This window comes from Lactococcus sp. SK2-659, from assembly GCF_020218185.2.
GTDB lineage: Bacteria > Bacillota > Bacilli > Lactobacillales > Streptococcaceae > Lactococcus > Lactococcus lactis.
Genome location: NZ_JAIWQZ020000002.1, coordinates 412,099 through 435,071 on the forward strand (window position 1 = coordinate 412,099; position 22,973 = coordinate 435,071).

Below are 22,973 nucleotides of genomic sequence, written 5' to 3' on the forward strand. Positions count from 1 at the left end.
GAAAAGCATTTTTTTAAGATTGTTAATCTATTTTATAAATTAAACTTAAAAAATATTTAAGGCAACATAAAAAATCAATAATTCAAAAAAAACGAAAGTCTGTTAGAATAAGTCTATACACAAATTCGGACAAAATAAAAGCGGTCGAGTAAGTAATTGTGAAGGTCAGCACAGAGAGCTTGTAGCGGTGAGAGCAAGCCTGAGTGAAGCAATGAAAATGGCTTGATAAGCGTAGCAAGAGTGAGGTTTAACTAAGCTCTTGACGGAATGGTTCTCGTTATTGAACTTGAAAGTTGCCTTTGGGATCTGAAAATTTTCAGTGAACTAAAAAGTGCTTAAATCAAGAATGGTACCACGATATAGCTCGTTTCTTTATATGAAATGAGCTATTTTTATTTAGCATGAGCGCTTTATCTTGAAGAATTTGTTTAGTTTTAGAAAAATTAACAGGTGCACGGTTAATTTTTCTAATAGATGTAAAAGTTTATCAAAAGGGGAATAATTGATTTTGAAAAATAAATCAATTAGAAAAAAGGGAGAAGAAATGAATCCAAGAAACAGAAATATTTTAATTGTCGTTATTGTTGTTGTAATTGTTGCTATCGCTGCATTTTTCGGTTTTAATCATAAATCTGGTGAAAGTAAAACGGCAAATAAAACTGTGAATATTGGAATAATGACAGGAACAAAAGAAGATGATGCCATTTGGTCAACTGTTTCTAAAACAGCTAAAGATAAATATGGAATTACTTTAAAATTCACTCATTTTACAGATTATACACAACCAAATACAGCTTTGAAAAACGGCGATATTGATTTGAATGCCTTCCAACATTATGCTTTCTTGAATGCTTGGAATAAAGCTAATGACGGTGATTTGAAAGCAATTGGTAATACAACAATTTCACCAATTCGTCTTTATTCTAAAAAAATTACTTCATTGAGCCAAATTAAATCAGGAGATACAATTGCAGTACCTAATGACGCTTCAAATGAAAGTCGCGCACTTTATGTCTTGAAGAATGCTGGTTTGATTGGCCTTTCTGTATCAGGTGACACACTTGCGACGGTCAAAGATATTAATTCAAATCCAAAAAATTTGGTCATTAAAGAATTAGATGCGGCACAAACACCGCGTGCGCTTGATTCAATTACAGCGGCAGTAATTAATGACGATTTTGCAACAACAGCAAAATTAACGGTTGAAGAGTCTATTTATACTGAACCTGTAAACAAAGATAGCGAGCAGTGGATTAATATTATCGTTGCAAATAAAAAAGATGCTAATAACAAAATTTATAAAGAAGTTGTCAAAGCCTACCAAACTGAAGCAACGAAAAAAGCAATTGAGAAAGCTTATCCTGATAAGAGAAAAATTGCTGCTTGGGGATTGAAACTCGACTAAGTAATTTCGTTAAAAAGTAACGGTTAGGTGAAAACTTTGGAAATTTCTACTTTAGAAATTTCTGCCTTAGGGCTAATAAATTTTACTGACAGAAGACTCAAACTGATTACGAACGGTTTGGTCAGTAGAAATTGGAGAAGATTATGAATCCTAGAAATCGTAATATAATTATTGGAATAATTGTTGTTGTTATTGTAGCTATTGCTGCATTTATCGGCTTTGGTCAAAAATCTCAAGCAAATAAAACGGTAAATAAAACAGTGAAAATTGGGATAATGACAGGAACAAAAGAAGATGACAGCATTTGGCAAACGGTATCTAAAACTGCTAAAGATAAATATGGAATTACTTTGAAATTCACACACTTTACGGATTATACTCAGCCAAATACAGCATTGAAAAATGGCGATATTGACTTAAATGCCTTTCAACATTATGCTTTCTTAAAAGCATGGAATAAAGCAAATAATGGCAATTTAGTGGCGATTGGGGATACAGTGATTTCGCCAATCAGTGTTTACTCAAAACAGCTCAAAAATATTTCAGATATCAAAGAGGGTGGAACCATTGCGGTACCAAATGATGCTTCTAACGAAAGTCGTGCCCTTTATGTCTTGAAATCTGCGGGCTTGATTAAATTGGATGTTTCTGGTCAAACACTGGCGACAGTCAAAGATATTACATCAAATCCAAAAAATTTGGTCATTAAAGAACTGGATGCTTCACAAACTGCGCGTGCTTTGGATTCTGTTGATGCTGCGGTTATCAATAATAATTATGCCGTTACTGCTGGTTTAAAGAAATCTGATGCCATTTTTACAGAACCAGTTAATAAAGATAGCCAACAATGGATTAATATTATTGTTACTAATAAAAAAGACGAAAACAACACTGTTTATAAAGATGTTGTCAAAGCTTATGAAACAGAAGCAACCAAAAAAACTATTGCTAAAGCTTATCCGGACAAGAGTACAATCCCTGCTTGGGGCTTGAAATTAAAATAATTGTTTTTAATACTCAAATAAGTCTCTCTTCATTGAGAGGCTTATCGTTCAAAGAAGGTCTGAACACTTGTGAAATAGAATATTTTATAAGTATTCAGTAGAATTTGGGGAAAAATTTGAATCCGAAAAATAGAAATATTATTGTTGCACTCGCAGTGATTATCGTTGTTGCTTTGGTTGCTTTCTTTAGTTTAAATCATCAAGCAAGTAAAAAATCAACCACTCAAAAAATAGTTAAGGTTGGAATCATGAGTGGGGACAAGCAAGACCAAGAGGTTTGGAAATCAGTAGCTAAAACCGCCAAAGAAAAATATGATTTAAAGCTAAAATTTGTTTATTTTTCTGATTATAATCAACCTAATGAAGCACTTCTTTCGGGAGATATTGATGTCAATGCCTTTCAATCTTATAATTATGTGAAAACTTGGAATAAAGCACATAAGAGTGATATTGTGGCAGTAGGAAATACTTATATTACACCAATGCACATTTATTCAAAAGAAGTCAGCAAATTGTCAGATTTAAAAGAAGGGTCAACCGTTGCAATACCAAACGATGCTTCAAATGAAAGTCGGGCATTGTTCGTGCTCCAAAGTGCAGGTTTGATTAAATTGACAACAAGTGATTCTAGCAAATTAGTTGGTTTGCCAGATATCACAGAAAATCCGCATCAATTGAAATTCAAAGAAGTGGATGCAAGTCAAACACCACGTGCGCTTGATTCTGTTTCCATTTCGGTGGTTAACTATAACTATGCAACCGCAGCTAGCTTACCAAATTCTGAATCTGTCTATATGGAACCTCTCAACAAAACTTCTGCTCAATACATTAACTTTATTGCTGTGACAAGTAAAGAAAAAAATAATAAAGTTTACAAAGAAGTTGCCAAGGCTTATGCTTCAAAAGCGACAGAAAAAGCAATCAAAGAACAATATCCAGATGGCGGAGAATTGCCAGCTTGGAACTTGAAACTTTGAAAATGAAAGGATTTATTTATGAATCCAAGAAATCGAAAAATTCTTTTTGGAAGCTTGCTTTTGCTGGTTATTATCGTGGGACTAATTACTTTTACTTTAAGGCAAGGAAAAAGCAAATCTACTTCTGTCAGTAAAATCGTAAAAATAGGTCTGATGCCTGGTGGGAAACAAGAAGATGCCATTTGGAAACAAGTTCAAAAAAATGCTAAAGACCAATTTGGGATTACTTTAAAATTTGTCAATTTTACTGATGGAGATCAGCCCAATAAAGCTTTGACTAACCATGAAGTGGACCTCAATGCCTTTCAACATTACGCTTACTTGAAATCATGGAATAAAGCTAATAATGGAAATATCATATCAATTGGTGATACAATTATTACGCCGATTCATTTGTATTCGACAAAGTATAAAAATGTGACGGAAATTCCTGATAAAAGTACGATTGCTATCCCAAATGATGTTACCAATGAAAGCCGCGCCCTTTATGTTTTAAAAAATGCAGGACTCATTAAACTTGATACTTCTAGAGGAGCATTAGCAACGGTTAAAGATATCAGAGATAATCCGAAAGGCTTAATTATCAAAGAAATTGATGCAAGTCAAACCCCACGTGCGCTTGATTCTGTTGCTGCAGCAGTCATTAATTATAATTTTGCTATTTCAGCAAAAATTTCGGAGAAAGAATCAATTTATCAAGAACCTTTAAATGAAGATTCAGCTCAATGGATTAATTTTATTGCGGCAAATCAGTCTGATAAAAATAATAAAGTTTATAAAGAAGTGGTCAAAGCTTATGAGCAAAAAAATATCGCTGATACCATTAAAAAAGAATATCCAGATGGTGGAGAACTCCCCGCTTGGAATTTAAAATTGTAACTAAGAAAACTCGTCAGAGACGAGATTTTCTGTCAGTACTGACAAAAGAGAAAATAACTTTGTCAGTACTGACAGAGAATGAAAAAAGATAAAGGAAAACAATATGACAGCAATTATTGAATTAAATAATCTTTCTGTACAATTTCATCAGAAAGGACGATTAGTCACAGCAGTAAAAGATGCTACTTTACACATTGAAAAAGGGGATATTTATGGAGTAATTGGTTATTCTGGGGCTGGTAAATCAACTTTGGTCAGAACCATTAATCTCCTTCAAAAACCGACCAAAGGTCAAATTGTGATTAATGGTGAGAAGATTTTTGATAGTGAAAATCCTGTAAAATTTACTGGCGCGAAATTACGTGAGTTTCGTCAAAAGATTGGGATGATTTTTCAACATTTTAATCTTTTAAGTGAAAAAACCGTTTTTAATAACGTGGCTTTTGCTTTACAGCATAGCCAAATCGAAGATGAAAACGGAAAAAAACGTTATCTTACAAAAAAAGAAAAAACGGATAAAGTGACCGAATTATTAAAATTGGTTGATTTAGAAGAGCTTTCTGATAAGTATCCAGCTCAGCTTTCTGGAGGACAAAAACAGCGGGTTGCTATTGCGCGTGCGCTTGCTAATGACCCTGAGATTTTGATTTCAGATGAAGGAACATCAGCACTTGATCCAAAAACAACCAATCAAATCTTAGATTTACTTAAATCTCTTCATGAAAAATTAGGAATCACAGTTGTTTTAATTACACATGAGATGCAAGTGGTTAAGGAAATTGCTAATAAAGTAGCTGTTATGCAAAATGGTGAAATCATTGAACAAAATTCATTAATTGATATTTTTGCACAACCTAAAGAAGCTTTGACGAAACAATTTATTGAAACAACAAGTTCGGTCAATCGTTTTATTGCCAGTCTTTCTAGAACAGAACTTCTGGCACAATTAGCAGATGACGAAGAATTAATTCACTTAGATTATTCAGGTTCAGAGCTTGAAGACCCTGTGGTTTCTGATATTACGAAAAAATTTGATGTAACAACCAACATTTTCTATGGTAATGTTGAGTTACTTCAAGGACAACCTTTTGGTTCATTAGTTTTGACCTTAAAAGGTTCAAGTGAACATCGGGCTGCCGCAAAGGCATATTTTGTTGAAAGACATTTAAAATTTGAAGTTTTAGGTAAAATTGAAAGGACGGTAGACTAATGGCAGAATGGTTTGCACATACATTTCCTAATGTGGTTTATTTAGGATGGACAGGTGAGACGGGTTGGTGGACAGCAATTGTTCAAACGCTTTATATGACATTTATTTCAGCACTTATTGGTGGTTTATTGGGATTGATATTTGGAATTGGTGTTGTGGTGACTGCTGAAGATGGGATTACACCTAATCGACCATTATTTTGGATTTTAGATAAAATTGTTTCTATCGGACGGGCTTTTCCCTTTATTATCTTATTAGCAGCAATTGCTCCCTTGACTAAAATTTTGGTGGGGACGCAGATTGGTGTTACTGCGGCTTTAGTTCCATTGGCTCTAGGAGTGGCTCCTTTTTATGCCAGACAAGTTCAAGCTTCGCTTGAGTCTGTTGACCATGGAAAAGTTGAAGCAGCTCAAACGGTGGGAGCTGATTTTCTCGATATTGTTTTCACGGTCTATCTTCGTGAAGAATTAGCTAGTTTAATTCGTGTTTCAACCGTTACTTTAATTTCCTTGATTGGTTTGACTGCAATGGCTGGTGCGATTGGAGCTGGTGGACTAGGAAATACGGCCATTTCTTATGGATATAATCGCTTTGCCAATGATGTGACTTGGTTTGCAACCATTTTAATCTTGATTTTTGTTTTATTGGTTCAGCTTGTTGGGGATTTCTTAGCTAGACGGGTTTCACATCGATAATTTATCAAATAATTTTAGATAAAAATATTTTATAAAAAGGAGAAACAATGAAAAATAACTCTGTAAAAATTGTTGTTGCCACTGGGATTGGGGCTGCTTTGTTTGTGATTATTGGTTGGCTAATTAATATTCCTACACCAATTCCAAATACTAGTATTCAATTGCAATATGCGGTCCTTGCCCTATTTTCAGCCTTATTTGGCCCTTTAGCTGGTTTCTTGATCGGATTTATTGGTCATGCCCTTAAAGATTCATTTCTCTATGGTGCGCCTTGGTGGACTTGGGTTTTAGGCTCAGGTTTGATGGGCTTATTTCTAGCTTTTGGAGTTAAAAGAGAAACTTTGACTCAAGGAATTTTTGGAAATAAAGAAATCATTCGTTTTAATCTTGTTCAATTTTTAGCCAATGTCGTAGTTTGGGGAATTATTGCGCCAATTGGGGATGTTTTAGTTTATAGTGAACCGGCAAATAAGGTCTTCACACAAGGAATTGTTGCTGGTTTAGTAAATGCATTGACTATTGCCGTAGCAGGAACTTTACTACTCAAACTCTATGCTGCTACCAGAACCAAATCTGGCTCACTCGATAAAGAATAAAAAGCTCCAGATATGCTAAAATAAAAGCAGCAAATATTTGCTGCTTTTACGCTTGTATCGGTTTAATAAAGCACAAAAAATAAAGTATCTCTAAAAAGAAGGATAAAAATGGAAGCCTTAATTTCGTTCAAAGATTTTACATTTAAATATGATTTACAAAAAAATCCAACTTTAAAAAAGATTAATTTGGAAATATTTCCTGGGGAAAAAGTACTGATTGTCGGTCCTTCTGGTTCAGGTAAATCAACGATTGGATCTTGTCTTAATGGGATTTTGCCTCATTTACATAAAGGAGAAGCAAGTGGGGAACTCTCAATTGCTGGTTTGCCCTTTGGGACTTCAATTGCTGAATTATCTGAAAAGGTGTCGACGATTTTACAAGATACTGATGGACAGTTTATTGGTTTGAGCGTTGCTGAGGATATTGCTTTTGCTTTGGAAAATGATGGTCTGATTCATGATGAACTGGTCAGTAAAGTGGCCTATTGGTCAGACAAAACAGAAACAAAGAAACTCTTGAATCATCGCCCCCAAGATTTGTCGGGAGGACAAAAGCAGCGGGTTTCTTTAGCTGGTGTTTTGATTGATGAATCGCCAATTTTGCTTTTTGATGAACCTTTAGCCAATTTGGACCCGCAAACTTGCTTAGAAACAATGGCTTTGATTAAGGATATTCATGAAAATAATGAAGTCACTACGATTATCATCGAACACCGAATCGAAGAAGTTTTACCGCTAGGCATTGATAAAATTGTCGTGGTTAACGACGGCGAAATTGTTGCAACTGGAAGTCCTGCTGAATTATTAAAAACAGAAATTTTTAATGAAAATTCATTACGCGAGCCCCTCTATCTCTCAGCATTAAAAGCTGCAAATGCTACAAAATTACTGACAGATTTTTCTGACCTAAAAAGTTTGGAAGTTCGGTCAGCAAAAAATTTACTGACAGATTTTTTAGACACTTATAAATTTACTGACAAGGCTGTCAGCAAAAATAATATTCTGTCAGTAAAAAATTTATCAGTAAATTTTGCTCAACATGAAGTTCTAAAAGGTATTAATTTAGAAATTCAAGAAGGAGAAAAAATTTCAATTGTCGGGAAAAATGGAGTTGGCAAGTCAACCTTTGCCAATGCGCTCTGTCATTTTGTTGAGGCGAGTGGCGAAATTTTATACCGAGGGCAATCGATTATTGCTGATTCTATTTCTGAACGCGCAGCAAAAATTGGTTATATTATGCAAAATCCAAATCTGATGATTTCGCAAAATATTGTCAGTGATGAGGTGGCAGCTGGTTTACGACTCCGTTATGTTGATGAAAAAATGATTCAAGATAAAGTTGAAGAAATCTTGAAAGTTTGTGGGCTTTATCCTTTTAGAAATTGGCCAATTTCTTCTTTGAGTTATGGTCAGAAAAAAAGAGTGACGATTGCTAGTATTTTAATACTAGAACCTGAAATTTTAATCCTTGACGAGCCAACAGCTGCTCAGGATTTACAATCTTATCGGGAAATTATGGAGTTTCTTGACGAACTTAACCGCCGTCTTCATTTAACAATGATTATGATTACACACGATATGTATTTAATTACAGAGTATAGTGACCGGACCCTTGTTTTTGCTGACGGGAAAATTATTGCTGACAGCAGTCCTTATCAAATTTTAGAAAATGAAGCTTTTGTAAAAATGGGAAATTTAAGTCAACCAAGCCTTTATCAACTTGCCAGACAAACAGATATCAATCCCGTTTTACTGACAAAAGCTTTCATCAATTTTCAGAATCAGGAGAGATTAAAGCATGAATAATCAACTTAGTGTTCTAGGCTATCAAGCTGGAAATTCTTTTATTTACCAACTGAATGCAACAGCAAAACTCCTTTTCTTTCTATTAATTTCTATCAGCAGTATGGTGACTTATGATACGAGATATTTGGCTTTTGTTGCTTTATTTTCGGTAGTTTTATTTTATTTTTCTAAAATTCCTTTTTCATCAGTAAAAAGGGTTGCCCAATTTGCAGTAATTTTTGCGCTTTTAAATCTGCTTTTTGTATTTATTTTTGACCCTGGATATGGCGCGCGACTTTATGATTCAAAAACAATCCTTTGGGGACCTCTTACTTTAGAAGAACTTTTTTACCTTTTTAATCTCGTCTTGAAGTATTTTTCAACCATTCCGCTCGCTTTACTCTTTATCTTAACTACTAATCCGAGCCAATTTGCCAGTAGTTTAAATAAAATTGGTCTGCCTTATCGTTCCTCCTATTCGGTTTCCTTAGCGCTGCGCTATATTCCTGATATGCAAGAAAAATTTTTAGCAATCCGTAATGCTGGACAGGCCAGAGGGATGGATTTATCAAAAAAAGTAGGCCTTTTTGCGCGAATAAAATTAAATGTTCAATTGTTACTCCCTTTAATTTTTTCCAGTTTAGAACAAATTGATACTATTTCCACAGCTATGGAGTTGAGACGATTTGGTAAAAAGAAGAAAAGAAGTTGGTATTCTTATCAACCTTTGAATGTTAAAGATTACTTGGTTATCTTGCTTGCGCTTTTAGGAGTGGCGATTGTTATTCTTCTCTTCTTTGTAAATCAGGGCCGGTTTTTTAATCCATTTCATTAAGAAAAGCAGGTTTTCTGCTTTTTTCTTATCTTGCAAAAATGGGTGGAAAATGGCATAATAGGACTTGTAAAAAACTTTTGACAAGCCAATTGTTTGCAAAAGATAATAAAATTTGAATTAAATCTTAAAAAAGAACTTCCAAAAGAATTAGAAGGGAAAAACATGGAAAATAAAATACGTGAATTGCGCCGATTATCTCATCTTTCACAAGAGGATGTCGCACATATCGCTCACGTCTCGCGTCAGACGATTAATGCGATTGAGAATGACAAATACGACCCAGAGTTAACGCTTGCTTTCAAACTTGCAGAAACCCTAGGGACAACCGTTGATGAGCTTTTTAACTATCAACCAACCGTTGTGAAAAGGAAAGAAAACGATGTATTTTGGTGCGAAAAATATCAATGTGTCTTATGGAAAAGAGCAGGTATTGAAAAACGTAACGCTGTCGATTGAAAAAGGAAAAACGACAGCTATTATTGGAGTCAATGGTTCTGGGAAATCAACGATTTTAAAGGCACTTGGACGTTTAATTAAATCGGATGGACAGGTTATCTTTGATAATCAACCTTTAAGTCAACATTCTAATCGTGAAATTGCTAGAATTTTAGCGCTCTTGCCTCAATCAATTACTGCCCCAGCTGATATTACAGTCTATGAACTTGTCAGTTTAGGACGTTTCCCACATCAAAAATTAATGCAACAACGTCTCTCAAAAGAAGATATTTTGTTCATAGAAGAATTGATGAGAGAAACAAAGATTTGGGACATTCGAGAAAGTAAGATATCAGAACTTTCTGGTGGACAAAAACAAAGAGTTTTTATCACGATGATTTTAGCTCAAGATAGTGAGATTATTTTATTAGATGAACCAACGACTTATCTAGATTTAGCTCATCAGTTAGATATTTTATGTTTATTAAAAGATTTGGCGACAAAGAGAAATAAAACCATTGTTTACGTCATTCACGATTTAAATTATGCCGCTCGTTTTGCTGACAATCTAGTCCTTGTTAAAGACGGAGAAGTGGTTGAAGAAGGAACTGTTGATGAGTTATTTACTCAAAAAACGTTGAAAGAATGCTTTGGATTAGATGTCACTTTAGGATGTGATACCTTTACCAAAAAATTAATGATTACTGGGGTGAAAGATGCCTAAAAAACATTTTCTGACAATCTTTTTTGCCCTAGTTTTTTCTTTACTTTTTTTGTCAGTAATATACCTGATGCTTGGAAATAAAAATGTTCCTCTGACAGAAATTTTAGTAAATAAAATGGTCTTACAATTAAGATTTCCAAGATTAATAAGTCTTTATCTCACAGGATTTCTCTTATCCGTCAGTGGATTTATTGTTCAAATTATGACTAGAAACCCAATTGCCGAAATGGCAACTTTAGGGATTTCTGGCGGTTCGAGCTTGGCTTTATCACTCATTTTAACTTTGGGTTGGTCAACAAATGATGGGATTTCAGTTCTAGTTTCATCACTAGGAGCATTTATTGCTTTAGCCGTCGTCATGCTTTTGACTGCCAGAACGCATTTTCAGCCATTAAAAGTTGTACTAGTTGGAACGTCAGTTGGACTTTTTGCAACTAGTTTAGCCAGCTCCTTAACTTTTGCCAGCCACGATACACAGGCTTATTTTCGCTGGATTGTGGGTTCTTTTTCAGGGATAACTAATACTAAAGTTCTTTTGATGGCAGTAGTAAGTCTTATTTTTCTTATCCTCTTGCTTTTATTTTCAAAACAAATTTATTTATTGAATTTTGGTGATGAGCTTGCTCAATCTTTTGGGATTTCTGTCAATTTTGTTCGTTTAGTCATTATGTTTTTAGTTGCGCTGGCTTCTGGTGTAACTGTTGCCTCGGTTGGGGTGGTCAGCTTTGTCGGTTTGATCGCTCCACATATTGCCAAGAAGCTTGTCAGAGCTAATTTTTGGCAAAATGTAATTCTGTCAGTACTGACAGGAATGTTATTGCTTGTTTTAGCTGATTTGATAGCCAGAAATTTATTTAAACCTTACGAATTTCCAGCAGGAAGTCTAACCATGCTTCTAGGTGCTCCCTTCTTTCTTTGGGTTATTACAAAGGAGGCAAAATAAAATGAAAAGAAAATTCACTTTACTTTTTGTCCTGCTTTTGGTTTTGATAGTGGTTGATTTGACGCAATTTTCAACAAATCCTCAAATTCTATCAATCCTAATTCCTAATTTTCGTCTTCCTCGTTTAATAACAATCCTGTCAGCTGGAATTGCTCTTTCCTTATCAGGCTTTATTATCCAAAATATTACAGAAAATCCTTTAGCTGATAGCGGAACAATTGGGATAACCTCCGGTGCTTCGGCAGGAAGTGTTGCTTTTTTACTGATTGCTGACCATTTTAAGCTGACAGGACTTTGGAATTTTTCCTATCCTATTTTTGCTTTAATAGGTGCCCTTCTTTCATTTGTCTTAATTTACTTTTTTGCCTTAAGAAAGCAAGTTTCTTCTGTCAGAGTTTTACTGACAGGAATTGCAATTACCGCTTTTTTCCAAGCATTAATCACAATTGGTCAGCTTTCAGTCAATGCCTTTGACTTTCAGAAAGTTGCAGTTTGGCTGTCAGGAGATATCTGGCAAACGGGAAGCACTTATTTGTTCATTTGTGTTCTCTTATTAGTAATTGGCTTGATTATTTTGCCATTTTTCTTAAGAAAACTTGAAATCCTCTCACTAGGCGAAGAAATGGCAACTACTTTAGGATTAGAAGTTCAAAAAACGAAAATCTATCTTTACTTGTTAGCGCTCCTTTTTGCAGCTGTCGGTGTTTTATTGGTTGGAGGATTAGCATTTGTTGGTTTAATTGCCCCTCATATTGCTCGTGAAATCGTTGGTTTTAAATCACGAAAAAGTTTAATTGCCACCGCACTTTCTGGTATGATTATTTTATCTTTTGCTGATATTATTTCACAAACAATCATTGCACCATCAAGTTTACCTTTAGGTTTTGTAGTTGCCTTTATTGGCGCTCCATACTATATTTATCTTATTCAAAAAGTTTAAGAAATTAATTTACTTTTAGTAAATTTCTTATAAAAAAATATCGGCTTATTTTTAAAAAATAGCCTAAAAATAGAGGAGAATCTTTTGAAAAAAGTACTCACAACCCTAATCGCTGCAGGAGCTTTACTTACTTTAGCTGCCTGTTCATCAAATTCATCATCAAAAAAAGCGACATCAAGCGATGATAAAGTGACCTTTCACGCTTTAAATGGGGACGTCAAAGTTCCCAAAAATCCTAAACGTATTGCTGTTCAAAATTATCCAGATGAAGTCGCTTCATTAGGTGCAAATGTTGTTGGAACAGATTCATGGGCCTTTCCAAATACCTTCTTATCAAAAGACCAAAAGAAGAATATGGTTGATTTAGGAGCGCCAAAATTCAATATGGAAAAATTGATTGCTCAAAATCCTGATTTGATTATTACAGTTGATAAAGACCAAGTAGCAGACTATCAAAAAGTAGCCCCTACTGTTCTTGTCAATTATAAGGACCTCTCAGGAATGAATAAATCATTGGATTACTTCGCTAAACTCCTTAATCGCGAAGATGAAAAAGCAAGTTTCCTTAAAAACTTTAAAAAAGAAGCCGATAAGCAAAAAGAAAAATTGGCAAAGGTTGATGTTAAACCAGCTAAAAATACAATTTCGCTTCTTGAACTTCAAGGAGATAAGGTTTATGCCTTCGGTGACAATTTTGCTCGTGGTGGTCAAGCCTTGACGACTGGTTTAGGATTTAAAGAATCAAGCAAAATGGCTGAACTCTCAAAAGGCGTAGGTTATGCTGAAGTAAATACTGAAAGCTTAGGCGAATTCGATGCAGACTATATCTTTATTGACTTTGCAGATAAAGATAAAGAACAATATGCTGCATTAAAAAATAATCCAGCTTGGCAAAACCTCAAAGCAGTTAAAGAAGGACATGTGATTACGATGGACTATGACAAAGTTTACTTCTTTGGCGGACCAACAGCGGCTAAAGAAGAGCTGTCACTCTACACTGACGCTATCATTAAAGCTACAAAATAAAAAGAAAAAGTGTATAATCAACTTATACACTTTTTTTGTAAAAAATTAAGGACTTTATGACATGAATATTAAACAATTACGGTACGTCGTCGCCATTGCTAATAGTGGAACTTTTCGTGAGGCTTCAGAGCAACTCTTTGTTAGTCAACCCTCAATGTCGATTGCGGTTAAAGACTTGGAGCAAGAACTAGGTTTTCAAATCTTTGAGAGAACAAATACAGGTGCGACTTTAACTATTGAAGGCGAACGTTTTTATGAACAAGCACAGACTGTTTTACGTAATTTTGAAACTTTTGAATCAAAATATTCTAAGCCAAAAGAGTCTGATAAGACTTTCTCAGTTGCCAGTCAACACTATGATTTTCTAGCACCAGTTGCAGTGGAATTTGCAAAGAAAAATCCTGAAATCAAAAATTTTAGAATTTTTGAGTCAACCACTTATAATATTTTGCAAGAAGTGGCGCAAGGTCACAGTGAACTTGGAGTGGTTTATCTCAATAAACAAAATCGCTCAGGGATTTTAAGAATGCTCAATAAACTTGAATTAGATTACGAAGAAATTTTCTTATCGCAAACGCATATCTATATTCGCAAAGGCCATCCCTTAGCTCAACGTGAAACAATTTCAGATGATGATTTAAAACCGCTAGATCGTGTGCGATTTACACAAGAAAATGAACAGTTTCTTTACTATTCTGAAGATTTGGTTGAGACTTTTGAAAATACCTTGATTTATAACGTCACTGACCGTGCAAGTTTAAATGGAATTTTAGAACGGACAGATGCCTACGCAACAGGTCTTGGTTTTATTGATAAAGAGAGCGTCCATAATGTAACAGTTGTCCCTATGGAGGGAGACAATGGAAATAGTTTGATTTTAGTCAAGCATCGTGGACATTTATTATCAAATGCGGCGACTTCTTATAAACGTAGTCTTGAAGTTTACTTTGAAAACTATGAATTTTAAACAATAGCTAAAATAAATACTCTCTGAATAATTTTCAGAGAGTATTTTTATAACTTATTATAATTTACTTGCTTGGTCTTTTTGAGCCAAACGAATGAGGAACATTGCAAGGAGAATGATAATGATTCCCCCAAGTGGAGTAAAGACAACACTTGAGCCTTTAGAAATTTGTCCTCCAACAAATGAGCCTAAAGTAATTCCGACATTGAAAGCTGCAATGTTAAAAGCTGAAACTAGAGTAATATCTTTTGGCGTAAATTTCTCTGCCAATTGAACAACGTATAGTTGTAAACCAGGGACATTCATAAAGGCAAACAAGCCCAAAAGTAAAGTTGCAATCAATCCCAAAGCTTGCGAAGCTAAACTTGCACTGATAAAAAGAAAAAGTAAACTCAAAGCTAAAGCCGCAAACATTTTTTGAAGGGCAGGTAGGATATTTTTATTTGCTAGATGTCCACCTAGTGAATTACCAATGGCAACCATCACACCATAAACAACCAGAATAATCACTACTGTACTTGCTGAAAATCTAAAAGTTCCTTCAAGGATTGGTGTAAGATAAGTATAAGCTGCGAAAGTTCCTCCATAACCAAAAGCGGTAATAAAGAGAGATATTAAAATTGATTTATTAGTAAAAATTCTAGCAAGCCCACTTAAATTAATTTTTCCGGGAATTGGAAGCCCTTTTGGAACAAGAATACTAGTAGCAATCAGTCCAATTAAGCCAATAACAACAATGAAAACAAATGACATATGCCAGTTAGAGTGCTGACCAATGAAAGTCCCTAAAGGAACACCAATGACAGTAGCAACGGTTAGTCCTGTAAACATGAGGGCGATTGCTGAGGCCCTTTTCTCAGGTCGAACAACATCAGCAGCAATGACTGTGGAAATTGACATGAAAATACCATGAGCAAGTGAGGCAAGAACCCGTCCTACTAAAAGTAAAAGGAAAGTTGGAGCGAAAGCTGACAGTAAATTACCAAGAATAAAGAGACCCATAATCGAAATCATCAAAGTTTTTCGATTCCAAGTTCCTGTAAGAATAGTTAATAAGGGAGCACCAACCGTTACCCCTAAAGCATAAAGAGAAACGGTTAAACCCGCTTGAGATAAACTAATATTAAAGGTGTTGACAATCATTGGCATTAAACCAACACTGATAAATTCGGTTGAGCCGATAGCAAAAGCATTAATCGCAAGAGCTAGAAGAGTGAGACTGGGAGATATTTTTTTCATTATGCTTCTTTCTTAAAAATTAAAATGTTCTGGATCTGGACCGACACGAAGTTCTTCATTGAGTGAGTTGATAGCTTTCATATCTTCAGAGTCAAGTGAAAAATCAAAAATTTGACGATTAGCTATCATTCGTTCACTTTTAATAGATTTTACATTTACTAAAATATCTTGTTGAATATCCCAACGAAGAATAATTTGAGCCACAGATTTTCCATGTTTGTCAGCAATTTTTTTGAGGACTTCATTGTCTAATAATTGACCTTGCATCAAAGGTGACCAAGCTTGAACCTTGATATCATGAAGTTCCAAGAAATTACGAAGTTCTTCTTGTGATAATTTTGGATGGAGTTCAATTTGATTTAAAACAGGGGTGATTTCAGCATAGCTAAGAAGTTCTTCTAAATGTGATTTTTGAAAGTTACTGACACCAATCGCTTTTATTTTGCCTGCTTTATATAAATCTTCCATTGCTTTCCAAGCTTCTTTGTAAGCATAATGTGTGCCTGGCCAGTGGATAAGATATAAATCTAGATAATCTAAATCCAATTTTTTCAAACTTTCTTCAAAGTTTTGAATTGTTTCTTCATAAGAATGATTATCTCCCCAAAGTTTTGAAGTGATGAAAAGATCGTCACGAGAAAGTCCTGTCATAGCCAAACCTTCTTTAATTCCTTGGCCAGTTCCTTCTTCATTTTCATAAATTTTAGCTGTATCAATTAAACGATATCCGTTAACAATTGCGTTTTTGACAACATCAGCAGTTTCTTCATTTGGAATTTGAAAAACTCCCAAACCAAGTTCCGGAATTTCAATCTGATTATTAAGTTTCATTTTTTGCTCCTCATATATTTTATTTTGGCAGAAAATTAGTATATAATAAATAAAACCTCTTGAACAGTACCTACTTTTTTGTGTCATACATACTAAAAAGTAATAATTGGATAAAATAAGGGATTAGAAAGGAAATTAATTTTGAAAAAAATTTATAATATTGGTGTCGAAGCGACAATGGATGTTATTGGCGGAAAATGGAAACCAATTATTTTGTGTAATTTAAGACATAATCCAAGTCGTCCAGGAGAATTGAGACGTCAAATTCCAGGAATCAGTCAAAAAATGCTGACTCAGCAATTAAGAGAATTAGAAATTGATAATATTATCGTCCGTAAGGTTTATAATCAAGTTCCACCGAAGGTTGAATATTCTCTGAGCCCTTATGGTGAAACTTTAAATGGTTTATTAGATATTCTTTGCTCGTGGGGTGAAGGTCATGTCCAAACTTTAAAAAGTATGGGCGAAGAAGTTCAAATTTTAGAATAAGAAAACTTAGAAGAGGAGCCACAAAATGTACCAACCAGCTTTCAATAAAATTCATCACATCGCTATCATTGCCGCAGATTATGAAAAATCTCGCCAGTTCTACGTTGATATTTTAGGATTTTCAATCATTCGAGAAAATCATCGTCCAGAAAAAGGAGATATCAAGCTTGATTTAAAGATGAATGAAGAAACAGAAATTGAATTATTTATCAAATCTGATGCCCCTAAACGCTTAACTTATCCAGAAGCAAAAGGCTATCGCCACTTAGCTATTAAAACGACAAATATTGAAGAAGATAGAAATTATTTAATAAGTCAAGGAGTCAAAGTGGAGGAAATCCGTCAGGACGAAATTACTGACAGAAAAATGCTTTTTTTCTATGATCCAGATGACTTACCAATAGAACTTCATGAGTAATTTTTAAAAAATGGAAATGAAGAAATGGTTTTTAGGTTAGCCAAAGCTTCTGTCAGTAAATAAAAGGGCTTACAGAAAATAAAAGCTAGAAAAAAAAGGAAAAATGTAGTAAAATTAACTTTGTAAATGAACGAACTAAATTTCGTTCAAGTAAAAATAAACGGAGAATACACAAAATGCCAAAATTAGTATTTGCACGTCACGGTGAATCTGAATGGAATCTTGCTAACCTTTTCACAGGTTGGGCTGACGTTGACCTTTCTGAAAACGGAACTAAACAAGCGATTGAAGCTGGTAAATTGATTAAAGAAGCTGGAATCGAATTTGATATTGCTTACACTTCAGTATTGAAACGTGCTATCAAAACAACTAACCTTGCTCTTGAATATTCAGACCAACTTTGGGTACCAGTTGTTAAATCATGGCGCTTGAACGAACGTCACTACGGTGGTTTGACAGGTTTGAACAAAGCTGACGCTGCTGCAAAACATGGTGATGAACAAGTTCACATCTGGCGTCGTTCATATGATGTATTGCCACCAGCAATGGATCATGATGATAAATATACAGCTCACGGAGACCGTCGTTACGCTGGTCTTGAAGATTCATTGATTCCTGATGCTGAAAACCTCAAAGTTACTTTGGAACGTGCTCTTCCATTCTGGGAAGACCAAATCGCTCCAGCTTTGAAAGAAGGAAAAAATGTCTTCGTTGGTGCTCACGGTAACTCAATCCGTGCACTCGTTAAACAAATCAAAAAACTTTCTGATGACGAAATTATGGATGTTGAAATCCCTAACTTCCCACCACTTGTTTTCGAATTTGATGATAACTTGAACGTTCAAAACGAATACTACTTGGCTCCTAAAAAAGCATAATATTTGAATGAAAATACTCTAAGTTATAATAGATACTCATCTATTTAGGACTTAGAGTATTTTTTTGTAATCAATGCAATAGTTTGTAAGTTTTCGAACAAATTAATTGATTCTTCATTTTATTCTTGAGATAATTTAATAGTAAAGTTTTAAAGAAGAAAAAGGAGAATCTTATGTCATTAGTAGGTAAAAAAATAGAAGAATTTTCAACAGATGCTTATCTTGGTGGGAAATTTATTAAAGTTTCCGATAAAGATTTTTATGGAAAATGGTCTGTGCTTTGTTTCTATCCAGCAGACTTTTCATTTGTTTGTCCGACAGAGTTAGAAGATTTAGAAGAAACTTATCCAACCTTGAAATCGCTTGGTGTAGAAGTTTACTCAGTTTCAACTGACACACATTTTGTCCATGCTGCTTGGCATGAACATAGTGATGCTATTTCAAAAATTACTTATCCAATGCTTGCAGACCCTTCACAAAAAATTTCACGTGCTTTTGATGTTCTTGATGAAGAAGCAGGATTGGCTCAACGTGGAACATTTATTATTGACCCAGACGGTGTGATTCAAGCGCTTGAAATTACGGCTGATGGTATTGGACGTGATGCAAGTCAATTGGTTGATAAGATTAAAGCTGCTCAATATGTGCGTAATCATCCAGGGGAAGTTTGTCCCGCTAAGTGGAAAGAGGACGGAGCAAGTCTTCACGTTGGTATTGACCTTGTAGGTAAAATATAGAATAAAAAGTGAGTTTTGGCTCACTTTATTTGTCTTTAGAAACTTAATGACAGAAAGGTTTAATATGATATTAGATGAAAATCTTCGTGCTCAGTTGATGCCTTATATGGATTTGTTGGAAAATCCAATTATTTTAAAAGTTGATGCAGATTTAGAGAGCGAAAATGGGAAAAAAATAGCAGAATTTACAGATGAACTTGCAAGTTTGTCCGAAATGATTTCAAAAGAAACAGCAAAACTCAATCGAAAAACAGCTTTTTCTATTGAAAGAGAAGGTGTTTCTGGAGTCCTTTTTTCAGGGCTACCATTAGGTCATGAGTTGAATTCATTGGTCTTGGCGCTTGTCCAAGTAAGTGGACGCCCTCCACGGATTGAACAAGAATTAGTTGAGCGAATTCAAGCGATTCAAAATCCACTTCACTTTGAAACCTATGTGAGTTTAACTTGTCATAACTGTCCAGATGTTGTCCAAGCATTAAACACAATGAGTATTCTCAACCCCAATATTAGTCACACAATGATTGAAGGGGGAATGTTTCAAGAAGAAGTGGAAGCAAAAGGAATTATGGCGGTTCCAACTGTTTTCAAAAATGGTGAAGAATTTCATAATGGACGAGCTAGTCTTGAAGAATTACTAGAAAAAATTACTGGTCCAGAGAGTTCGGAAGCTTTTTCTGATAAAGACCCTTATGATGTTTTAGTTGTTGGTGGAGGTCCTGCTGGCGCAAGTGCAGCTATTTATGCTGCGCGTAAAGGGATTCGGACAGGCTTAATCGCTGAACGCTTTGGTGGTCAACCACTAGAAACTTTAGGAATTGAAAACCTTATTGGAACGCCTTATGTTGAAGGGGTTCAACTTGGTCGTCAGCTTGAAGAACATGTGAAAAAATACCCTGTTGATTTGATGAACTTGCAAAAAGCAGTTAAGCTAGAGAAAAAAGATTTGATTGAGGTGAGTCTTGAAAATGGCGCCCTTCTAAAAAGTAAGTCAGTTATTATTTCAACGGGCGCTCGTTGGCGAGATTTGGGAATTCCAGGAGAGCAAGAATTTAAAACCAAAGGAGTCGCTTACTGCCCACATTGTGATGGTCCTTTGTTTGCAGGAAAAGATGTAGCGGTTATCGGTGGAGGAAATTCAGGAATCGAAGCAGCTATTGATTTAGCTGGTTTGGTTAGACATGTTACTGTTCTTGAATTTTTACCTGAACTTAAAGCAGATAAAATTTTACAAGAAAAACTTGCGACCCTAAATAATGTTACTGTCCTCACCAATGTAGAAACCAAAGAGATTTTAGGGGATGACAAGGTTAGAGGTTTGAATTATCAAGTTCGCGGCTCTAAAGAAACTGTTCATTTGGAACTTGCTGGTGTCTTTGTTTTAATTGGTTTAGTTCCGAATACTCAGTGGTTGGAAGGAACAATTGACTTATCCGCACGTGGAGAAATTTTGACTGATAAAGTTGGAGCAACAAATCTTCCTGGTGTTTTTGCAGCGGGAGATTGTACGGATAGTGTTTATAAGCAAATTATTATTTCAATGGGGACTGGGGCAACCGCTTCTCTAGGTGCTTTTGATTATTTGATAAGAAACTAAAATTTTAGATGACAAAAAAGAAAACGTATTTGAGTTTTCTTTTTTTATTTGATTAAATTGATAGGAATCAAAATTGTAAGGAAAAGTTTTCATAAATGTGGTAAAATGTTTAAGTACAAATTTTGAATGTAAAAACTATTTATAAAACTCATTCTTGGAGTCGAAATGTCAGATAATAAAAGAAAAAATGATAAGCGCAAGCAATCCGATAAGTCTAAAAAATCACATAAAGAAGTAAAAATTTTAAAAGATCCAACTAAATTAATTCCAAAACGAGTGAACCTCTTATTTTTTGTTATCTTTGTTTTGTTTATGATTTTAATTGGGAAGCTCTTCAATATGCAGGTATTGAATTCACATTTCTACGCCGAAAAATCAATTAGTGCAGGTGGGGATGTTCAAATTATTGAAGGTGCGCCTCGCGGAAGTATTTATGATGCAACAGGAAAAGCTTTGGCATCGACAGTTGCGGTTCAGGCTGTTGAATTTACAAGAAGTCAAAACGCTACTGCTGATGAAATGTATCAGGTAGCCAATAAGTTAGCAACTATTTTATCTAATAACATTGATGTTGCTGATTTGACAACGCGTGATAAAAAAGACTATTTCTTGGCTAATTCCAAAAATCTAGAAAAAATAGCTAATAGTTTATCTGAAAAGGAAAAGAAAGATAAACATGGTAATGATTTAACTGGTTCGCAGATTTATGATGTCGAATTAAGTAAAGTTAAAGATAGTGATTTGAATTTTACGGCAGAACAAACTTTTGCTGCAAAATTATTCAAAGAAATGAATAGTACCACTACTTTTAACACTACTAAAATTGCTACTGGAAGTATTACAGCAGAGCAACAAGCAACGATTGCCGAACAAGAAGGCGATTTACCAGGAATTACAATTGGGACTTCTTGGGACCGTTCATATGCTCAAAATTCTTTGACGCCACTTATGGGAACTATTACGTCACAAAAATCAGGAATTCCAGCAGAGGATTTGGATGCATATCTTAAAAAAGGTTATCAACGTAATGACCGTGTGGGAACTGGGCTTCTTGAGAAGGGATACGAAAGTGAACTTCAAGGAACACATAATATCAGTAAGGTTAAATTTGACAAAAATGGTGATGTTTCTGGAACAAAAACAATCCAAAAAGGAAAACGTGGGGATGATTTAAAATTAACTATTAACCTAGATTTCCAAAACGGTGTTAATAATATCGTTAAAACACAATTAGATCAACTGATTGCCCAAGGCTATGGTCAGTATAATAGAGGGGCTTATGCTGTTGTGTTAAATGTTAAAACAGGGGCAGTCTTAGCTTTATCTGGCTATCAACGGGATCCTAATACAGGAGCAATTACGGAAAATACTTTAGGGACTTTCCAAAGTGTCTTCACACCGGGGTCTGTTGTCAAAATGGGAACATTGACTGCTGCTTGGAATGCTGGTGTAATTTCTGGAAATGACACTTTAACGGCACAGTCTATTCAATTTAAGGATTCTCCGTCTATCAATGACTGGTGGGGTGATGCTTCACCAATGGCTTTAACAGCTGTTGAAGCTTTGCAATATTCATCAAATACTTACATGATGCAATTGGCAATGAGAATGTTAGGCGCTCCTTATACTGCAGCGGGGCAATATCTCAATGATAGTAACCGAGTAAAAGTTTATGAACAGTTTCGTAAGGCTTTTGCTTCTTATGGTTTAGGGGCATCAACTGGTTTTGATATTCCTGGAGAATCAACGGGATATCTCCCTTCAGCTAAATCTGAGGCAGCTTCTGGGGTCAATGTATTGTATGAATCATTTGGTCAGTATGATAACTATACGCCGCTTCAGTTGGCGGTTTATGCGGCAACTTTAGGAAATAACGGAACTCGTTTGGCGCCACACATTGTCCAAGGAATTTATGAAGGTGGAACTGACGGACAGCCTGGCACGCTTATCAAAAATATTACTCCTAAAATCATGGATAAGGTAAATATCACTCCTGATAATATGGATGTTCTTCATCAAGGGATGTATGCTGTTGTTCATGGGGCTGGTGGATTGACTACTGGTAAGCCAATGAGTCAATCAACGGTTTCTATCTCTGGTAAAACAGGGACTTCCGAAAGTACAAAAGTATTGGCAGATGGAAGTCAAGTTATTGTAACGGCTAATAATGCAGTGGCCTTTGCTCCTTCTGACAACCCAGAAATTGCTATTGCGGTTGTACTTCCAGATAATACTGAAAGTAATGCTTCAAGTGGAACAAAAGCAAACCAAAGTATTGTAACGGGAATTACTGATTTGTATTATTCAAATGAGGCTTTTCGTAAAAATTAAAAAAAGTTCTCTCTGATAGGAGAGGCTTTTTATTT

23 protein-coding genes are annotated in these 22,973 nt (G+C 35.1%); 21 read left to right on the plus strand and 2 right to left on the minus strand.

Features of this window, described 5'->3' with window-relative positions; translation table 11 throughout:
• Positions 1–544 precede the first annotated feature (544 nt).
• The 15 genes from LDP15_RS09200 to LDP15_RS09270 all read left to right on the plus strand — a co-directional run bounded on the left by LDP15_RS09200 (position 545) and on the right by LDP15_RS09270 (position 14,421).
• The gene (locus tag LDP15_RS09200) at positions 545–1,405 is read left to right on the plus strand and encodes a MetQ/NlpA family ABC transporter substrate-binding protein (RefSeq protein WP_010905280.1); all 861 of its coding nucleotides are present in this window, start codon (positions 545–547) and stop codon (positions 1,403–1,405) included.
• A gap of 143 nt (positions 1,406–1,548) precedes the next feature.
• Positions 1,549–2,409, plus strand: a complete 861-nt coding sequence (locus LDP15_RS09205; RefSeq protein WP_015425789.1) for a MetQ/NlpA family ABC transporter substrate-binding protein — start codon at positions 1,549–1,551, stop codon at positions 2,407–2,409.
• A gap of 116 nt (positions 2,410–2,525) precedes the next feature.
• Positions 2,526–3,386, plus strand: a complete 861-nt coding sequence (locus tag LDP15_RS09210; RefSeq protein ID WP_042230056.1) for a MetQ/NlpA family ABC transporter substrate-binding protein — start codon at positions 2,526–2,528, stop codon at positions 3,384–3,386.
• Positions 3,387–3,404: 18 nt separating this feature from the next.
• Positions 3,405–4,265, plus strand: coding sequence for a MetQ/NlpA family ABC transporter substrate-binding protein (locus LDP15_RS09215; protein ID WP_015425791.1), 861 nt, complete (start codon positions 3,405–3,407; stop codon positions 4,263–4,265).
• Between the two features lie 103 nt (positions 4,266–4,368).
• Complete coding sequence (locus tag LDP15_RS09220; RefSeq protein WP_015425792.1) at positions 4,369–5,475, plus strand: methionine ABC transporter ATP-binding protein; 1,107 nt, start codon at positions 4,369–4,371, stop codon at positions 5,473–5,475.
• A complete protein-coding gene (locus LDP15_RS09225; protein ID WP_003131669.1) occupies positions 5,475–6,170 on the plus strand; it encodes a methionine ABC transporter permease in 696 nt (231 codons plus the stop codon). The genes LDP15_RS09220 and LDP15_RS09225 overlap by 1 nt, the downstream gene beginning before the upstream one ends.
• 47 nt (positions 6,171–6,217) lie before the next feature.
• Entirely contained in the window at positions 6,218–6,766 is a 549-nt protein-coding gene (locus tag LDP15_RS09230; protein ID WP_015425793.1) for an ECF-type riboflavin transporter substrate-binding protein, read from the plus strand.
• Positions 6,767–6,874: 108 nt separating this feature from the next.
• Entirely contained in the window at positions 6,875–8,572 is a 1,698-nt protein-coding gene (locus LDP15_RS09235; protein ID WP_015425794.1) for an ABC transporter ATP-binding protein, read from the plus strand.
• Complete coding sequence (locus LDP15_RS09240; RefSeq protein WP_015425795.1) at positions 8,565–9,386, plus strand: energy-coupling factor transporter transmembrane protein EcfT; 822 nt, start codon at positions 8,565–8,567, stop codon at positions 9,384–9,386. The genes LDP15_RS09235 and LDP15_RS09240 overlap by 8 nt, the downstream gene beginning before the upstream one ends.
• 162 nt (positions 9,387–9,548) lie before the next feature.
• Positions 9,549–9,842, plus strand: coding sequence for a helix-turn-helix transcriptional regulator (locus tag LDP15_RS09245; RefSeq protein ID WP_010905285.1), 294 nt, complete (start codon positions 9,549–9,551; stop codon positions 9,840–9,842).
• Positions 9,766–10,545 (plus strand): ABC transporter ATP-binding protein, encoded by a 780-nt coding sequence (locus LDP15_RS09250; protein ID WP_225513388.1) that lies wholly within the window; start codon positions 9,766–9,768, stop codon positions 10,543–10,545. The genes LDP15_RS09245 and LDP15_RS09250 overlap by 77 nt, the downstream gene beginning before the upstream one ends.
• Positions 10,538–11,488 (plus strand): iron ABC transporter permease, encoded by a 951-nt coding sequence (locus tag LDP15_RS09255; protein ID WP_010905286.1) that lies wholly within the window; start codon positions 10,538–10,540, stop codon positions 11,486–11,488. The genes LDP15_RS09250 and LDP15_RS09255 overlap by 8 nt, the downstream gene beginning before the upstream one ends.
• A 1-nt stretch (position 11,489) precedes the next feature.
• Positions 11,490–12,428, plus strand: a complete 939-nt coding sequence (locus tag LDP15_RS09260; protein ID WP_012897185.1) for an iron ABC transporter permease — start codon at positions 11,490–11,492, stop codon at positions 12,426–12,428.
• An 84-nt stretch (positions 12,429–12,512) separates the two neighbouring features.
• The gene (locus LDP15_RS09265) at positions 12,513–13,454 is read left to right on the plus strand and encodes an iron-hydroxamate ABC transporter substrate-binding protein (RefSeq protein WP_003131659.1); all 942 of its coding nucleotides are present in this window, start codon (positions 12,513–12,515) and stop codon (positions 13,452–13,454) included.
• 61 nt (positions 13,455–13,515) lie between these two features.
• On the plus strand, positions 13,516–14,421 hold the full coding sequence (locus LDP15_RS09270; protein ID WP_012897186.1) for a LysR family transcriptional regulator: 906 nt from the start codon (positions 13,516–13,518) through the stop codon (positions 14,419–14,421).
• A gap of 57 nt (positions 14,422–14,478) precedes the next feature.
• Here LDP15_RS09270 and LDP15_RS09275 read toward each other — a convergent pair whose 3' ends face one another.
• On the minus strand, positions 14,479–15,660 hold the full coding sequence (locus LDP15_RS09275; RefSeq protein ID WP_015425797.1) for an MFS transporter: 1,182 nt from the start codon (positions 15,658–15,660) through the stop codon (positions 14,479–14,481).
• 12 nt (positions 15,661–15,672) lie between these two features.
• Positions 15,673–16,491, minus strand: a complete 819-nt coding sequence (locus LDP15_RS09280) for an aldo/keto reductase (RefSeq protein ID WP_015425798.1) — start codon at positions 16,489–16,491, stop codon at positions 15,673–15,675.
• 141 nt (positions 16,492–16,632) lie between these two features.
• Here LDP15_RS09280 and LDP15_RS09285 point away from each other — a divergent pair, with 141 nt between their 5' ends.
• The 6 genes from LDP15_RS09285 (at position 16,633) to LDP15_RS09310 (ending at position 22,938) form a co-directional block, all read left to right on the plus strand.
• Positions 16,633–16,980, plus strand: a complete 348-nt coding sequence (locus LDP15_RS09285; RefSeq protein ID WP_003131654.1) for a helix-turn-helix domain-containing protein — start codon at positions 16,633–16,635, stop codon at positions 16,978–16,980.
• Between the two features lie 25 nt (positions 16,981–17,005).
• On the plus strand, positions 17,006–17,398 hold the full coding sequence (locus tag LDP15_RS09290) for a VOC family protein (RefSeq protein WP_003131653.1): 393 nt from the start codon (positions 17,006–17,008) through the stop codon (positions 17,396–17,398).
• Positions 17,399–17,574: 176 nt separating this feature from the next.
• Entirely contained in the window at positions 17,575–18,276 is a 702-nt protein-coding gene (locus LDP15_RS09295) for a phosphoglycerate mutase (RefSeq protein ID WP_003131652.1), read from the plus strand.
• A 173-nt stretch (positions 18,277–18,449) separates the two neighbouring features.
• Positions 18,450–19,013: an alkyl hydroperoxide reductase subunit C gene (gene ahpC / locus LDP15_RS09300; protein WP_015425800.1), complete on the plus strand. Its 564-nt coding sequence runs from the start codon at positions 18,450–18,452 to the stop codon at positions 19,011–19,013.
• Positions 19,014–19,077: 64 nt separating this feature from the next.
• The gene (ahpF, locus tag LDP15_RS09305) at positions 19,078–20,607 is read left to right on the plus strand and encodes an alkyl hydroperoxide reductase subunit F (protein ID WP_042230689.1); all 1,530 of its coding nucleotides are present in this window, start codon (positions 19,078–19,080) and stop codon (positions 20,605–20,607) included.
• Between the two features lie 165 nt (positions 20,608–20,772).
• Positions 20,773–22,938, plus strand: a complete 2,166-nt coding sequence (locus LDP15_RS09310) for a penicillin-binding transpeptidase domain-containing protein (RefSeq protein WP_015425802.1) — start codon at positions 20,773–20,775, stop codon at positions 22,936–22,938.
• Positions 22,939–22,973 lie beyond the last annotated feature (35 nt).

Excerpts from the sequence above, each read along its gene's own strand:
- LDP15_RS09260 (WP_012897185.1), top strand. The coding sequence starts at position 11,490 with ATGAAAAGAAAATTCACTTTACTTTTTGTCCTGCTTTTGGTTTTGATA.
- LDP15_RS09200 (WP_010905280.1), top strand. The coding sequence starts at position 545 with ATGAATCCAAGAAACAGAAATATTTTAATTGTCGTTATTGTTGTTGTA.
- LDP15_RS09270 (WP_012897186.1), top strand. The coding sequence starts at position 13,516 with ATGAATATTAAACAATTACGGTACGTCGTCGCCATTGCTAATAGTGGA.
- LDP15_RS09230 (WP_015425793.1), top strand. The coding sequence starts at position 6,218 with ATGAAAAATAACTCTGTAAAAATTGTTGTTGCCACTGGGATTGGGGCT.
- LDP15_RS09310 (WP_015425802.1), top strand. The coding sequence starts at position 20,773 with ATGTCAGATAATAAAAGAAAAAATGATAAGCGCAAGCAATCCGATAAG.
- LDP15_RS09280 (WP_015425798.1), bottom strand. The coding sequence starts at position 16,491 with ATGAAACTTAATAATCAGATTGAAATTCCGGAACTTGGTTTGGGAGTT.
- LDP15_RS09275 (WP_015425797.1), bottom strand. The coding sequence starts at position 15,660 with ATGAAAAAAATATCTCCCAGTCTCACTCTTCTAGCTCTTGCGATTAAT.
- ahpF (WP_042230689.1), top strand. The coding sequence starts at position 19,078 with ATGATATTAGATGAAAATCTTCGTGCTCAGTTGATGCCTTATATGGAT.
- LDP15_RS09250 (WP_225513388.1), top strand. The coding sequence starts at position 9,766 with ATGTATTTTGGTGCGAAAAATATCAATGTGTCTTATGGAAAAGAGCAG.
- LDP15_RS09215 (WP_015425791.1), top strand. The coding sequence starts at position 3,405 with ATGAATCCAAGAAATCGAAAAATTCTTTTTGGAAGCTTGCTTTTGCTG.
- LDP15_RS09290 (WP_003131653.1), top strand. The coding sequence starts at position 17,006 with ATGTACCAACCAGCTTTCAATAAAATTCATCACATCGCTATCATTGCC.
- LDP15_RS09205 (WP_015425789.1), top strand. The coding sequence starts at position 1,549 with ATGAATCCTAGAAATCGTAATATAATTATTGGAATAATTGTTGTTGTT.
- LDP15_RS09255 (WP_010905286.1), top strand. The coding sequence starts at position 10,538 with ATGCCTAAAAAACATTTTCTGACAATCTTTTTTGCCCTAGTTTTTTCT.
- LDP15_RS09245 (WP_010905285.1), top strand. The coding sequence starts at position 9,549 with ATGGAAAATAAAATACGTGAATTGCGCCGATTATCTCATCTTTCACAA.
- LDP15_RS09220 (WP_015425792.1), top strand. The coding sequence starts at position 4,369 with ATGACAGCAATTATTGAATTAAATAATCTTTCTGTACAATTTCATCAG.
- LDP15_RS09235 (WP_015425794.1), top strand. The coding sequence starts at position 6,875 with ATGGAAGCCTTAATTTCGTTCAAAGATTTTACATTTAAATATGATTTA.
- ahpC (WP_015425800.1), top strand. The coding sequence starts at position 18,450 with ATGTCATTAGTAGGTAAAAAAATAGAAGAATTTTCAACAGATGCTTAT.
- LDP15_RS09225 (WP_003131669.1), top strand. The coding sequence starts at position 5,475 with ATGGCAGAATGGTTTGCACATACATTTCCTAATGTGGTTTATTTAGGA.
- LDP15_RS09240 (WP_015425795.1), top strand. The coding sequence starts at position 8,565 with ATGAATAATCAACTTAGTGTTCTAGGCTATCAAGCTGGAAATTCTTTT.
- LDP15_RS09295 (WP_003131652.1), top strand. The coding sequence starts at position 17,575 with ATGCCAAAATTAGTATTTGCACGTCACGGTGAATCTGAATGGAATCTT.